Source organism: Paenibacillus sp. AD87 (genome assembly GCF_001659845.1).
GTDB lineage: Bacteria > Bacillota > Bacilli > Paenibacillales > Paenibacillaceae > Paenibacillus > Paenibacillus marchantiae.
The window spans coordinates 3812258-3826718 of record NZ_LXQN01000007.1 but is presented as its reverse complement, the minus strand read 5'-3'; the positions used below and the strand labels follow the sequence as shown (position 1 = coordinate 3826718).

General features: G+C 47.0%; 12 protein-coding genes. 9 read left to right on the top strand and 3 right to left on the bottom strand.

Going from position 1 to position 14461, the window contains the following annotated elements; genetic code table 11:
• Positions 1-86: 86 nt before the first annotated feature.
• The 6 genes from gpAD87_RS16690 to gpAD87_RS16665 all read left to right on the top strand — a co-directional run bounded on the left by gpAD87_RS16690 (position 87) and on the right by gpAD87_RS16665 (position 7142).
• A complete protein-coding gene (locus tag gpAD87_RS16690) occupies positions 87-1733 on the top strand; it encodes a helix-turn-helix domain-containing protein (protein WP_064639260.1) in 1647 nt (548 codons plus the stop codon).
• Between the two features lie 115 nt (positions 1734-1848).
• The gene (locus tag gpAD87_RS16685) at positions 1849-2823 is read left to right on the top strand and encodes an iron-hydroxamate ABC transporter substrate-binding protein (RefSeq protein ID WP_064639258.1); all 975 of its coding nucleotides are present in this window, start codon (positions 1849-1851) and stop codon (positions 2821-2823) included.
• 12 nt (positions 2824-2835) lie between these two features.
• A complete protein-coding gene (locus gpAD87_RS16680) occupies positions 2836-3843 on the top strand; it encodes a FecCD family ABC transporter permease (RefSeq protein ID WP_063568301.1) in 1008 nt (335 codons plus the stop codon).
• Positions 3840-4847 (top strand): FecCD family ABC transporter permease, encoded by a 1008-nt coding sequence (locus gpAD87_RS16675; RefSeq protein WP_064639256.1) that lies wholly within the window; start codon positions 3840-3842, stop codon positions 4845-4847. The genes gpAD87_RS16680 and gpAD87_RS16675 overlap by 4 nt, the downstream gene beginning before the upstream one ends.
• 190 nt (positions 4848-5037) lie before the next feature.
• Entirely contained in the window at positions 5038-5853 is an 816-nt protein-coding gene (locus gpAD87_RS16670) for a helix-turn-helix domain-containing protein (protein ID WP_064639254.1), read from the top strand.
• Between the two features lie 239 nt (positions 5854-6092).
• On the top strand, positions 6093-7142 hold the full coding sequence (locus gpAD87_RS16665) for an NAD(P)/FAD-dependent oxidoreductase (protein WP_064639253.1): 1050 nt from the start codon (positions 6093-6095) through the stop codon (positions 7140-7142).
• 151 nt (positions 7143-7293) lie between these two features.
• On the opposite strand, the gene gpAD87_RS16660 is transcribed toward gpAD87_RS16665, so the two are convergent.
• From gpAD87_RS16660 to gpAD87_RS16650, 3 genes are all read right to left on the bottom strand, one after another.
• Entirely contained in the window at positions 7294-7590 is a 297-nt protein-coding gene (locus tag gpAD87_RS16660) for a putative quinol monooxygenase (RefSeq protein WP_063568297.1), read from the bottom strand.
• Between the two features lie 86 nt (positions 7591-7676).
• On the bottom strand, positions 7677-8327 hold the full coding sequence (locus gpAD87_RS16655) for a nitroreductase family protein (RefSeq protein WP_064639252.1): 651 nt from the start codon (positions 8325-8327) through the stop codon (positions 7677-7679).
• A gap of 27 nt (positions 8328-8354) precedes the next feature.
• The gene (locus gpAD87_RS16650; protein ID WP_063568299.1) at positions 8355-8774 is read right to left on the bottom strand and encodes a MarR family winged helix-turn-helix transcriptional regulator; all 420 of its coding nucleotides are present in this window, start codon (positions 8772-8774) and stop codon (positions 8355-8357) included.
• Positions 8775-9263: 489 nt separating this feature from the next.
• On the opposite strand from gpAD87_RS16650, the gene gpAD87_RS16645 reads away from it, so the two are divergent.
• The 3 genes from gpAD87_RS16645 to gpAD87_RS16635 all read left to right on the top strand — a co-directional run bounded on the left by gpAD87_RS16645 (position 9264) and on the right by gpAD87_RS16635 (position 14429).
• Positions 9264-9785, top strand: a complete 522-nt coding sequence (locus tag gpAD87_RS16645) for a TetR/AcrR family transcriptional regulator (RefSeq protein WP_063568300.1) — start codon at positions 9264-9266, stop codon at positions 9783-9785.
• Between the two features lie 116 nt (positions 9786-9901).
• Positions 9902-10855: an NAD-dependent epimerase/dehydratase family protein gene (locus gpAD87_RS16640; protein ID WP_064639251.1), complete on the top strand. Its 954-nt coding sequence runs from the start codon at positions 9902-9904 to the stop codon at positions 10853-10855.
• A 199-nt stretch (positions 10856-11054) separates the two neighbouring features.
• Positions 11055-14429 (top strand): collagen-like protein, encoded by a 3375-nt coding sequence (locus tag gpAD87_RS16635; protein WP_269453513.1) that lies wholly within the window; start codon positions 11055-11057, stop codon positions 14427-14429.
• The last annotated feature ends 32 nt before the right edge of the window (positions 14430-14461 follow it).

Sequence of the window (14461 nt, the reverse complement as noted above, 5' to 3'; positions counted from 1 at the left end):
ATCAGTAAGTGGACTGAGTGACCCCAGAACGGAACAATTATTTTAGTTTTCCGCTAACAGTCATAACAGTCACGGAGGATAAGAAAATGAACAAATCGGAATGGGCAGAGTCCTATTTTCCAACATATACAGCAGACAGCATTCAATCATTGTATAGTACGTCAACTATGCCGATACATAGAATCCATGAGAACCTAACCGTTCTGTTGGCCGTTTCAAGTGGTAAGGGTTCACTTCATCTCGACGATCACAACTACGAACTCACCGATGGCATGGTAATCCTTATTCCGGCGAAGAGTGATGTTGTTATACAGGGGAATCAGATGCATCCACTTCATATATACACGCTATCCATCAGCACACAAGAACAGAAGAGATCACTGCCCGTGGAAGCCATGGGGCGGTCCAGTGTGCTTGCGGCAGGAACCCTTATTGAGTTCTATGAACCAATAATTTCAGCTCAGCTTGAGGAGCTCTATATGTATCGTTTACCTGGCAATGAAGTCAGGCATATGCGTAACCAGATTCTGTTTCATCAAGTACTGATGAGTCTTTTGGAACGAATGGAAGCAAGATATATTGCGAGTGAGCAGCCGTCCATGGAACGCAGCATCGTATTTATGGAGAACCATTTTAGTGAGAAAATAACAACGGAAGGACTTTCCGAAATTGCGGGGGTCAGTCGGTCTCACTACTCCATCCTTTTTAAGCAGCTTACTGGATTCGCACCGAATGAGTATCTCTCACGCTTGCGTGTTCACCGAGCCAAAGAGTTATTGATTGGAGGGTCCGCTTCACTTCGTGAGATCGCACTGAAGGTTGGATATAAGGATGAATTCTATCTTAGTCGTCGCTTCAAGCAGCAGACAGGAGAGAGTCCTTCAGGTTACACACGTCGCAGACCTTTTCAACGAGTGGCTGTGTGGTGTGCACCTTATGCAAGCCATCTGATGTTACTTGGATTGGAACCAGCGGTCGTCATCTCGGAAAGCAGCGAATATGTAAGCACAGAGGGAGTTAGCCCACCTCAAACGATACGTTTTATCCATTCTGACAGTTCACCTGAACAAATAAAGTCCGCATTGCTAGATGCTAATATTGAGCTCATCATTGCAGCAAATCAGCATCTACATATGAACGGATTAAGTTCTGAACGTCTGAGATCCATCGCTCCTATTGTTGAAATTGCGTGGATGGAGCTTGGGTGGAAAGAACATCTGCGGTTTATCGCACAGGCGATTCAAAGGGTGGAGAAGGCAGAACAATGGCTGGCAGACTTTGAAAGGGAAGAACAGCAGGCACGGGAAGCCATTCAAACGAGCCAGATTGTGAAAGAGACGCTGACCATTCTCGTCATAAAACCGGATACTTTACAAATATATGGAATCAGAAATGTCGGATATGTGATGTATCAATCGCTCGGTTTACGGCCTCCGACCAAGATTGCCCAGGAAATACAGAGGTTTGGCGACCAATTTCATTCGGTATCTATCCAACTGTCGGAACTTCAGGATTACGAGGGCACTCGTATGCTCGTCATTGTTTTTCCAGATGAAAAAGGGTCAAAGGCTCATTCAGAAGGTATATTTAACTCGGAATACTGGAAAGAGCTCGAGGCAGTGAAGCAAAATCGGATCTATGAGTTGGAGCAGGAAGAGTGGATACCTTACAATCCGGTTTCCCTTCGTTTGCAGCTTGGACGGGCTGTATCCTTATGGACTGGCATCCAATAATCCAAAGGTTTTCTCAAACAAAAAGGCATGGTTAGGTTCATCCTGCATGCCTATAATTAGCTATTGTAATGAGAATGATTTTCATATTCAAAGAGAAAAGGGAGAGAGTCATCTAATGAGAAAGCTTTTTGTTCCATTTATATTAGTTCTGGTTTTATTGCTTAGCGCTTGTGGAAGCAACTCAGCCAAAGATACAACGGAAAATGAAACTGCATCCAACGAATCTACTTCTTCGAACACGGATTCCGCAGGTTCTTCATCCGAGTCAGATTCGGGCACGTTCACTTATCAATCGGAGACAGGTCCTGTGGAAGTTCCTTCCCACCCTCAACGCGTGGTTGTGCTGACACGATTCCTGACAGGAAACGTGATGGCCCTGGATGTGCCGCTGGTCGGTGTGGATGAAATGTCCAAGGAGAACCCAAATTTCAAAGAAAAACTGGCGAATACAGAGGCGGTTACCGACGAAAGTCTGGAGAAAATTATTGAATTGAACCCAGATCTGATTATCGGCCTGTCTGATATCAAGAACGTAGATAAGCTGAAGCAAATTGCTCCGACAGTCACCTATACATATGGTAAGGTGGACTTTCTCAAGCAACAACTGGAGATCGGAAAGCTTGTGAACAAAGAAAAAGAAGCACAGGCTTGGGTTGACGATTTTGACGCTCGAAGCAAAAAAGTTGGGGAAGAGATCAAAGCCAAAATTGGCGCCAATGCGACTGTATCGGTTATTGAAACGTTCAATAAACAACTTTATGTGTATGGCGAAAATTTTGGACGTGGAACGGAAATACTGTATAATCAATTCGGTTTAGGTATGCCAGTCAAGGTCAAGGAAGCTACTAAGAAAGACGGATTCTTTGCTGTATCGAACGAAGTATTGAAAGACTACATGGGAGACTATGTAATATTCAGTAAAAATGCCGATGAGGACAATTCGTTCCAAAATACCGAAACATACAAAAATATTGATGCGGTAAAAAATAATCGAGTATTTGAAGCCGATGCCAAGGCATTCTACTTCAATGACCCACTCAGCATGGAATACCAGCTGGAATTCTTTATCGAACATTTTCTTGGCAAGTAAACCTTGAACGCGATGAAAAATAAACGACTTCCTTTTCGGTTTGCAACCAAGCTGCTGGGTAGTGTACTCGTACTTATCGTGTGTTTCATCATCGCCATGATGTTTGGCGCAGAAGAAACGACATTCCGCAATCTGTGGCTGACCCTGACCTCTGCGACGAAGAACGATAATATTCTTATTCTGCGAGAGATCAGACTTCCACGGGAACTTGCTGCCATGTTGATCGGAGCGGCTCTCGCCGTCTCCGGAGGCATCATGCAGGGAATTACTCGCAATCCGCTGGCTGATCCTGGACTGCTCGGTCTGACTTCAGGGGCCAATATGGCACTCGCCCTGGCTTTTGTTTTCATGCCATCACTCGGATATTTTGGAATTATGGTCGCTTGTTTTGTTGGTGCTGCACTTGGAGCAGCATTGGTTATTGTGCTCGGCTCGATGCGGAGGGGGAGCTTATCCCCTATTCGGGTAGTGCTTGCCGGGGCAGCGGTATCCGCTTTTATGTATGCCATCTCGGATGGCATCAGTATCTTTTTCAAAATTTCCAAGGATGTATCCATGTGGACTTCGGGAGGACTCATCGGAACGACATGGGGCCAGATTCAAGCCATTGCGCCTGTCATACTGATTGGTCTAGTTGTAGTTCCGTTCCTTTCCAACCAGATCAACATCCTTAGCCTGAGCGATGAGGTGGCGACTGGACTGGGGCAGAAGCTTGTACTCGTCAAAACTGTTCTGTTCCTGCTGGTCATCGTGCTTACCGGAGCGTCGGTTGCATTGATCGGAAATATGGCCTTTGTTGGCTTAATGATCCCCCATATTGTCCGTAAATTGGTGGGCACGGACTATCGGTATATTATACCCGTATCCATTTTTGCCGGAGCATCGTTTATGTTGCTTGCCGAAACACTGGGTCGAACGATAAATGCACCTTATGAAACACCTGTGGTCGCCATTGCTTCCATGCTTGGTTTACCTTTCTTCCTGTTCGTTGTGCGTAGAGGGGGCAAAGCATTCTCATGACAATGTCTGCGCGAATTCGCAAGCAACGACTGATTCTGCTCGTGTGTTTGCTGCTGATCCTCATCACGGCTGTGGTAGGTATGAGTTGGGGGTATTCCTCGTTGTCTTTCAAAAGGGTAATTCCGGTGTTATTTGGCCAAGGTACATTTAAAGAAGACTTTGTTCTGTTTTCGGTCCGATTACCTCGAATTTTTATTACATTACTAGCTGGTATGGCGCTTGCGCTGTCAGGCTCTATTTTGCAGAGCATTACACGTAATGACTTGGCCGATCCAGGCATCATTGGAATCAATTCAGGTGCAGGTGTTGCCGTTGCCATCTTCTTTCTGTATTTCCCGATTGAAGTGGGCACGTTCGTTTATATGTTACCGTTAGCTGCTTTTATTGGTGCATTACTGACAGCCGCGCTCATCTATCTGTTCTCCTATAGCCGGACCAAGGGACTTGATCCCATAAAAATGGTGTTGGTCGGGGTTGGATTCTCTATGGCGCTGTCAGGCATCATGATTGTCATCATATCTTCGGCGGAGCGATCCAAGGTCGACTTTATTGCCAAGTGGATCTCCGGAAACATATGGGGGGCAGACTGGCCATTCATATGGGCTTTGCTGCCTTGGCTGATTGTATTAATCCCGCTTACTCTGTTCAGAACCAAACGGCTTGATCTGATGGGGCTGAACGAAGAAACGGCAATTGGAGTAGGGTTGAAGCTGGAGCGGGAACGCTTGGTACTCATGGTGATTGCTGTTGCAGCTGCCGCATCTGCTGTATCGGTTACGGGAGGAATCGCGTTTATCGGTTTGATGGCTCCACACATCGCCAAAGCGCTGGTCGGTCCACGTAACTCGTTATTTATTCCTGTTGCCGTTCTGCTTGGAGGCTGGCTTCTATTAATTGCAGATACGGTTGGACGCAACCTGGTTGATCCTGATGGAATTGCAGCAGGAATTATGGTCTCCCTAATCGGTGTGCCGTATTTTGTCTATTTATTATTGAAGAAATAATCTAAAAATCTTTAGACTAATTGAACACATAGCTAATGAGGCTATCTTTTGTCGTCAAGACAAGGGATAGCCTTTGTTTATAGTTTTGACGGTGGAAGGTGAAACTCAGGCTACCCAGTATGACTTGATTTGTGTGATAAGATAAAATAGGCACAGTTTAAACTGATTCTAAAAGATAGGTGGAATTACCATGACAGATGTGGATCAATTAGCTTCAATATTTGCAGATAATTCTTTTAAAATAGATGGAATCAATCGATTGGTTTTGCAACCCCAAAGTATATTGCGTGATTTCAGAACATTAAATCATGGATTTCTTTTTGTGGTACGGGGAGAAGCCAGCATGTCAGTGAATGGAACGATATACGAATTACAGCCCGGGTCCGTTTTTCATGCAGCACCAGGCATGCAGTTGGACTCACAAGTGAATGGTCATTCAGAGTATGAATATTATTTAGTATTTTATAGTTTTGACCAATTGGAAAAGGGCGACAGCATTCAGGAATGCGACTCTCATTTCCAATTGGACTCCGGGGCCAATCCAAGGGTTGTTGAATTACTGGTTATGCTGCAGGAACAATTGCACGCGCAAGGGGGAATTGGAAAACTTCGAGTCAAAGAATTATTTTTGAGCATCATGGTTCAGGTTTTTACAGGCTGCAGTCAACGGGAAAGTGGAACTTCACCGAGTGAAAAGGTGATTGAGCAAGCCATCTCTTATATACATGGACATTACATGAATCTGCTGACACTGGATGAGTTAGCAGAGTTACATGGCATGAGTTCAAAGCGTTTCTCCTACTTTTTTCACAAATACACGGGATTCCGCCCAATTGACTATGTCATCCATTATCGCATGGAGAGGGCAGGGGAGCTGCTGAAATCAGGTAGTTATTTGATTCGCGATGTTGCAATCAGTGTTGGTTATACCAATCCGCTCTATTTCAGTCGAATTTTTAAAAGTAAATTTGGTGTTTCTCCTTCGGAATACACGCATCTTGATTAAGCCTCCATTAGACAATAGTACATCCCAAATTGGTGATTTGTGCATTCGCATTTTCAATGATCCTTGCTATAGTATTAAATGATAATGAGAATCATTATTATAAAAGGTTTGGAAGGTTGACTGAGATGAATACAATAAAAGCTTATTATTCTCTCGATGTGTTCTCGGCTGTTCCAACCATGCAGGAATAAATTGAAGAAGGTTATTGGACAAACCAATTCGGAAACGGGGTATTCAAGATGAAAGATCATGAAGTGTTTGATGTAACGATTATTGGTGGTGGGCCTGCCGGATTATTTTCAGCTTTTTATAGCGGTTTGCGTGAAATGAAAACCAAAATCATTGAATTCCAGCCCTATCTTGGCGGGAAGGTACATGTGTATCCTGAGAAAATGATCTGGGATATAGGGGGCTTACAACCCGTTCCGGGCGCACAACTAATCGAACAAATGGTCAATCAGGGACTGACTTTCCAGCCAGAGGTTGTTCTTGGAGAAAAGGTCACGTCTATATCCAAGGATGAGCAAGGACACTTCGTACTGCACACCGCTTCTGAGGAAAAACATTACTCAAAAACTGTGATTTTAGCTATTGGTGGAGGAATTCTGAAGCCGATTAAACTGGAAATTGAAGGTGCAGAACGTTTCGAGGTAACAAACTTACATTACACAGTCAAATCGCTGTCCCGTTTCAAGGACAAAACGGTTCTGATCTCGGGTGGCGGTAATGCGGCGATTGATTGGGCAAACGAGCTTGCCCTTATTGCCAAACAAGTCTATTTAACGTATCGGAAAGATACGCTGAAAGGCCATGAAGCTGAAATATCACGTCTTGAGAACAGTTCAGTCGAATGCTTGCTCAATACAACGATTGAGAAGCTGGTCGCTACAGACGATCATCAACAGATTGAGACGGTTGTGCTGAAACGTAATGAGGACGGAGCTTCATTGGAGCTGGCTGTGGATGAGGTCATCATTAACTACGGTTATGAGCGGGACAAGGAATTGCTGGTGAACAGTCATATTAAGATTGATATGAAGGATCATTGGATCGCAGGCACACCAGTCAGCGAAACATCCGTACCGGGCATTTTTGCTGCGGGAGATATTTTGCATCATGAAGGGAAGCTTCATTTGATCGCAGGAGCGTTCCAGGACGCAGCCAATGCGGTGAACAAAGCCAAACTGTACGTGGCACCCGAAGCCAATACACATGGAATGGTTTCCTCGCACAATGACTTGTTCACGCAGAAAAACCGTGAGCTGATGAAGCATCTATATACCAAATAAAATACAACAAACTAAAATGGTCATCATAAAAAATTTCGTTCAATATCAAAAAAGCCGCTCACCCGTCAGCATGACGAGGAGCGGTTTCTTTTTCACAAGCCGACGATCTCGTCGGTCTGCTTAATAAATTAATTAATGTAAGGCTCATGTTTTAGTGTTTAACCGCTTCTCCAGCGAATACTTCAACATTCATTGGAGCGGCCATGAATGCTGCTGCTTGTTGAACGAAAGTCTGGAAATGGGCGCTTGCATTATGGGAAGCTGTAGCGGCTTCGTCTTTCCACAGCTCAATCATCGTGTAGTGATGTTCGCGTTCAGTACTTTTGGCGAGATCATAGCTGATGTTGCCTTCTTCATTACGTGTTGCAGGGATCAGCACTTTTGTAGCTTCCAAAAAAGCTTGTTCCTGGTCTGGTTTAACTTGCAAGTGAGCGTGAATAATAATCATAATATTCAACCTCCATTAGTGTATTTAGAATGTTGTTATTGTTTGAAATGTAAATGGTGCTGGAGCACGTAAAACATTGACTGATATTATGCCCAAGTCGTAATTGTCTCAACAGGCAGACGGTAGGAAGGGTGACCTTCTTTGGCCGATTTACCGATCGAGATCAGCATAACGGGTTGGTAACGATCTTTATCCATACCGAATGCTTCAGCAATTTGATCTTTCTCATAACCGCCGATTGGGTTGGTATCATACCCATGAGCACGTGCAGCGAGCATCAATTGCATGGAAGCCAGACCCGCGTCAATCAGATTGACATCGCGAAGAGCGGAAGCGGGCATATTTTCATAATAAGGCATTACAGTTTTGAGCTGCATTTCCTTGACTTCCTGTGGCATATAACCGAGCTCGACAGCTTTACCAAAAATTTCGTCCATGTACTCGACATTGTTCATATCAATAAATACACCAACGACTGCTGCGGAAGTCAAAACCTGATTTTGGTTGAATTTCGCGAGAGGAGCAAGCTTTTCTTTGCCTTCAGCCGTATCTACAACGAGAAAACGCCAAGGCTGCAAATTGATGGAAGATGGAGCGCGAGAAGCTTCTGCCAGAATTTCTGTCATTTCTTCACGGCTGATTTTGACTTCAGGATCGTATAGTTTTACAGACCGGCGGCCGTAAGTAATTTCATTAAAATCATTTGTCTTTTGAAAAGTGCTTTGGAATGTACTCATGTATGGTTCTCTCCTCTATATATGGGTTTAGAAATTGTTTTGCATTCGTTCCAGGAAATCAGCAAGCAGATGAACTTCTTCTTCACTAAAATCCTGTAGAATCTGATTGATAAAATTGGTTTTCTCAACTTTATAACCTTCGATTTGCTTCCGTCCTTCATCCGTAAGGCGGACAAAGGTAACGCGGTTGTCTTCCGGATTTTTACGTCTGGTGACCATCGAATCGGCTTCAAGCTGCTTCAGATGGCGAGTGATCGCCGCACTGTCGATATTAATGATTTTTTGCAACATGGACTGATTAATCTCGTCCACCTGGTCCAACTCATGCAAAATCTCAAAGCGTGATGAGCTGATGCCCGTACAGCGTTCGAACTTGGGGCTGATCTTGTTACCCAGCCCGTTGAGCAGATTGATGATCTGCTCCTCCTTGGAAAACACACGTGTCATGACTAGACCTCCCGGGTGAATCTCGACCATGAACAACGGCTTATGTGAACAAAATACATAAAGTTGCCATTATAAAGTGCCATTGCTTAGTCAGTAATATCTGCTAAGTTAATCTTTGACGTATCAATATTTGATGCATCAATCATTGATGGCTCAATTAATATATCATGGGTGTTTTGATTTTGCAACAGGGTAGTCATGAGAAGATAAATCCATCTATTCCAAAGCGATATTCTTCTTGGTTCCGTAGGTGTAGGTTATCCATTCAAGTAACTTTATATCGATTTATATTGTGGTTGAGAATAATTATAAACTGTAATGAGGCGATATACATACGGATGAAATTGTGGTCACAGAAATGTTTAAACAATAGAGAGCTTCTCAGCTGTGCTTAGATTGGAGGGATGAGTCTCTTTGCAATGCATTAGACTTTCCTATATACTTCAAGCTATTGATCAATTAATTACTATGTAATGGAGGTGTGATAACATGGCTAAAAATGCAGCGGTATCGGTTAATCGACGTAGTGATATCATATCCGCAGCGATTGAGGTGTTTGCTGAAATTGGCTATTTTCGGGCGACCACAGCTCAGGTAGCAGAAAGAGCAAATATTTCGCAACCGTATATCTTTCGTTTTTTTAAAAGCAAAGAAGCTTTGCTGTTAACAGCACTTGAGGTATCCTGGACGCGAGTGATTGATTCATTCCGAGCGGTGGTGGAGACAGCTACTCCAGATCAGTTGGAGAACGAGTTAACAGAAGCCTATGAAGAGATTCTTAAATCTCACAAGAACGAAATTTTGCTGCAAATGCAGGCGCAGACGGTTCAGGAAGAAGTCATCCGTCAAGCAATGCAAAAAGGATTCGCAGAGGTGCGTGATATGGTATTGGAAGCTTTTACAGCGGCAGGCAGTGCCAATCCAAAGCAAAGAACGTTGATATTCTTGGCAATCGGCATGTTATGTAATATATCAACCGCACTGGATATGCCAGAACTTATGGATAGATAGAAAGGGAAGAGTCCCTTTTTTCATTTTAGTTATTGATCAATCACTAAATATACGTTATATTGTGTTTGGGTAAGTGATTGATTAATAACTAATTGAGAGAAAGAGGTTGAGATGTAATGAAAAGAGCAATCGTGGTTGGGGCAACAGGTGGAACGGGCGCAGCGATTACAGAGGAATTGATTAAACATGGTATTTCTACAATCATTTTTGGTCGCTCACGTCAAAAACTGGAGCAACTTTCGGTAAAACTGGGTTCGCCTGATCATCTACAGATCGCTGTTGGAGATGCATTCCGATCCAATGATATTATAGCTGCTTCACTAGAAGCCGATGTAATGTTTCATTGCGCGAATGTACCTTATAACGAAATGGAGAGCAAGCTGATTCCTCTGGGTGAATCCATTATGGAGGCGGCAGAACAATTGGGCCTAAAGGTGGTCGTCATTGACGGGATTTATCCGTATGGCAGAAGACAAATGAAAGAAGTGACTGAAGAACATCCAAAGCAGCCGCATACTCGAAAAGGAAAGACTCGGCTTGCCTTTGAGCAGATGTTATTTAGCAGCAAATGGAGCAAAGCGCAAGTGATGATTGTTCGCTTGCCTGATTATTATGGTCCTACTGCCAATCAGGCTTCTTACCTGGGGTCTACGCTTGAAGCAATAGCGGAAGGGAAAATGACTTTTTTTATCGGAACTATGAAAATGCCACGAGAATATATCTATTTGCCAGATGCAGCGGTCATGGTTGTGAAGTTGGCGAGCAGAGATGATGCCTATCGGCAGAACTGGAATATCCCTGGTGCTGGCATAATATCGGGCAAGGAAATCGTACGTATTGCACAACAGGCGGCGGGTAAAGCGAAACCGGTCATAGCCCTCGGCAAAACAGGACTTTCGCTGCTTGGATTGGCCGTACCGGTAATGAAAGAAATTGTTGAAATGTTATATTTGACAGAAGAACCGCTGGTGTTGAGTAAAAAGAAATACGAGGCCAAGGTTGGGCCGGTGAAGATGACTTCTTTTGAAGAAGGGATTACACAGACGATAGGTGAGCTGCAAAAGAAATAAATGTGTTATGTCGATTTGTAATTGATCAATCAATAATTAAAATGCGTTATGATTCAGTTAATGCTTACGACCTAAACCAAAATGCTGAATGCTGATATGACTTCATTAATGGGCGGTGCACAAAACCTGTCCTAGACATAGAGTGTAGTATTGCAAAAGCGGAGAATAGATACGGTGTACAAGGAGGGGGGATTTTCTTGTGAGCTATACGTCTAAAAAGGAGCGCAAAATGTCCTCAATCAGTACAACCAAACGCAAATTAAAAAAAGCAGGCACTCGTGTTTCTAATAAAAGAAAAGTAAAATGTAAATCCAAAAAGAAGCTTGCGCTTAAAAAGAAAAGAGCTGTCAGATCCAGATGTCCTGCGCTACGTGGACCGAGGGGATATAGAGGGTTTCAAGGAAAGACAGGTGTAACCGGGGCTACGGGAATCACAGGAGCAATGGGAATAGTAGGTAGGATGGGGAATACGGGAGCTACTGGCTCGATAGGAATAACGGGATCAACCGGAGTCCGAGGACTTACAGGTACAACTGGTGATCCCGGCGTTACAGGAATTACGGGGGCGACTGGATCAACCGGAACTACAGGGATAACAGGTGTAACAGGTGCCACGGGAATTACTGGTGATCCAGGAGCGACAGGCGCAACAGGCTCGACAGGGGTAACAGGAGCGACGGGTGATCCTGGAGTGACCGGCGTTACAGGTAATACAGGTGTGACTGGGGCAACCGGAACGACTGGAACCACAGGTATAACAGGAGCCACGGGCGATCCTGGAATAACGGGAGCAACAGGATCCATGGGAGAGATGGGGACTACCGGTGCAACCGGAACCACAGGTGTAACGGGCTTAACTGGAGTAACAGGATCTACGGGCGTAACTGGTGTGACAGGAGTAACAGGAACGGGAACGACTGGAACTACTGGTGCAACGGGATCTACGGGTATAACTGGTGCGACGGGAGCAACCGGAACTGGAACAACCGGGGCTACCGGAGTAACGGGGCTTGATGGGGTAACTGGTGCAACCGGCGCAACGGGAACGACAGGTGCGACGGGCTTAGCTGGCGTAACAGGTGCGACGGGCTTAGCTGGCGTAACAGGTGCGACTGGCGCCACCGGAACAGGAGCTACGGGAGCCACTGGTGCAACGGGGATTACTGGGGTAACTGGTGCGACAGGTGCAACCGGAACGGGAACAACCGGAGCTACCGGAGCAACGGGAACAGGAACGACAGGAGCCACTGGTGCAACGGGTCTTACTGGGGTAACCGGTGCGACCGGCGCAACCGGAACTGGAACAACCGGGGACACAGGTGCAACGGGTCTTACAGGAGTAACTGGCGTGACAGGAGCAACGGGAACAGGAACGACTGGAGCTACTGGTGCAACGGGCTTAACTGGGGTTACCGGTACGACAGGATCAACGGGAACGGGAATAACCGGAGCGACCGGCGCGACGGGTTCAACTGGGGTAACTGGTGCGACAGGGGCAACCGGAACCGGAACGACTGGAGCCACAGGTGCAACGGGTCTTACTGGGGTCACCGGTACGACAGGTGCAACCGGAACTGGAACAACCGGAGCTACCGGAGCAACCGGGCTTACTGGAGTAACTGGTGTGACAGGCGCCACCGGAACAGGAGCAACCGGAGCCACTGGTGCGACGGGTGTAACTGGAGCGACAGGTGCAACAGGAACAGGAACAACTGGAGCGACAGGTGAAACGGGCTTAACTGGGGTAACTGGAGTGACAGGGGCAACGGGAACAGGAACAACGGGAGCTACTGGTGGGACGGGATCTACGGGTGTAACCGGTCTGACAGGTGCCACCGGAACGGGAACGACCGGCGCCACTGGTGCAACAGGGCTTACTGGGGTCACCGGTACGACAGGACCAACGGGAATAACAGGAACCACCGGCGCGACAGGATCTACTGGGGTAACAGGTGCGACAGGAGCAACCGGAACTGGAACAACCGGGGACACAGGTGCAACGGGTCTTACAGGAGTAACTGGCGTGACAGGAGCAACCGGAACTGGAACAACCGGGGACACAGGTGCAACGGGTCTTACAGGAGTAACTGGCGTGACAGGAGCAACGGGAACAGGAACGACTGGAGCTACTGGTGCAACGGGACTTACTGGGGTAACAGGTGTGACAGGAGCAACGGGAACAGGAACGACTGGAGCTACTGGTGCAACGGGACTTACTGGGGTAACAGGTGTGACAGGTGCAACCGGAATAGGAACAACCGGAGCTATAGGAGCAACGGGTCTTACCGGGGTAACTGGTGTGACAGGGGCAACGGGAACCGGAATAACTGGAGCCACAGGTGCAACGGGTCTTACTGGAGTAACTGGAGCCACGGGAGCGACAGGATTTACTGGCGTGACAGGGGTAACGGGAACAACAGGAACCACCGGCGCCACAGGATCTACTGGGGTAACAGGTGTGACAGGTGCCACCGGAATAGGAACAACCGGAGCCACTGGTGCAACGGGGCTTACTGGTGTGACAGGCGCAACCGGAAGCGGAACAACTGGAGCTACTGGTGCGACGGGATCAACAGGAATAACCGGTGTGACAGGCGCCACCGGAACAGGAGCAACTGGGGCCACAGGCGCAACTGGTTCAACGGGTGTAACTGGTGTGACAGGTGCAACAGGGACCGGGGCTACTGGAGCCACAGGCGCGACTGGTTCAACGGGTGTAACTGGTGCTACAGGCGCAACGGGATCTACGGGTGTAACCGGAGTTACCGGCGCAACCGGAACGGGAACAACCGGAGCAACGGGGCTTACTGGAGTATCTGGTGTAACAGGGGCAACGGGAACCGGAACAACAGGAGCCACGGGAGCCACAGGATTTACTGGCGTGACAGGTGCAACAGGGACCGGGGCTACTGGAGCCACAGGCGCGGCTGGTTCAACGGGTGTAACTGGTGCTACAGGCGTAACGGGTATCGGAACAACTGGAGCTACTGGTGCGACGGGATCTACGGGTGTAACCGGAGTTACCGGCGCAAACGGAACGGGAACAACCGGAGCAACGGGGATTACTGGAGTAACTGGTGTGACAGGGGCAACGGGAACGGGAACAACTGGAGCCACAGGCGCGACGGGTTTAACAGGTGTAACTGGTGTGACAGGTGCAACAGGAACCGGAGCAACTGGAGCCACCGGTGCAACGGGTCTTACTGGGGTAACAGGTGCGACAGGGGCAACGGGAACGGGAACAACAGGAGCCACCGGTGCAACGGGTCTTACTGGAGTAACTGGTGTGACAGGTGCAACAGGAACCGGAGCAACTGGAGCCACCGGTGCAACGGGTCTTACTGGGGTAACAGGTGCGACAGGGGCAACGGGAACGGGAACAACAGGAGCCACCGGTGCAACGGGTCTTACTGGAGTAACAGGTGCGACAGGTGCAACAGGAACCGGAGCAACTGGAGCCACCGGTGCAACTGGAGCCACCGGTGCAACGGGTTTTACTGGAGTAACAGGAGTGACAGGAGCAACGGGAACAGGAACAACTGGAGTCACTGGTGAAGTGCACCCCTTAGAATAGACATTGGAAAAACCCCTAGGTTTAACCGATGA

Bases quoted from the DNA above. Each gene is read 5' to 3' on its own strand.
- gpAD87_RS16690 (WP_064639260.1), top strand. From the start codon at position 87: ATGAACAAATCGGAATGGGCAGAGTCCTATTTTCCAACATATACAGCA.
- gpAD87_RS16685 (WP_064639258.1), top strand. From the start codon at position 1,849: ATGAGAAAGCTTTTTGTTCCATTTATATTAGTTCTGGTTTTATTGCTT.
- gpAD87_RS16680 (WP_063568301.1), top strand. From the start codon at position 2,836: ATGAAAAATAAACGACTTCCTTTTCGGTTTGCAACCAAGCTGCTGGGT.
- gpAD87_RS16675 (WP_064639256.1), top strand. From the start codon at position 3,840: ATGACAATGTCTGCGCGAATTCGCAAGCAACGACTGATTCTGCTCGTG.
- gpAD87_RS16670 (WP_064639254.1), top strand. From the start codon at position 5,038: ATGACAGATGTGGATCAATTAGCTTCAATATTTGCAGATAATTCTTTT.
- gpAD87_RS16665 (WP_064639253.1), top strand. From the start codon at position 6,093: ATGAAAGATCATGAAGTGTTTGATGTAACGATTATTGGTGGTGGGCCT.
- gpAD87_RS16660 (WP_063568297.1), bottom strand. From the start codon at position 7,590: ATGATTATTATTCACGCTCACTTGCAAGTTAAACCAGACCAGGAACAA.
- gpAD87_RS16655 (WP_064639252.1), bottom strand. From the start codon at position 8,327: ATGAGTACATTCCAAAGCACTTTTCAAAAGACAAATGATTTTAATGAA.
- gpAD87_RS16650 (WP_063568299.1), bottom strand. From the start codon at position 8,774: ATGACACGTGTGTTTTCCAAGGAGGAGCAGATCATCAATCTGCTCAAC.
- gpAD87_RS16645 (WP_063568300.1), top strand. From the start codon at position 9,264: ATGGCTAAAAATGCAGCGGTATCGGTTAATCGACGTAGTGATATCATA.
- gpAD87_RS16640 (WP_064639251.1), top strand. From the start codon at position 9,902: ATGAAAAGAGCAATCGTGGTTGGGGCAACAGGTGGAACGGGCGCAGCG.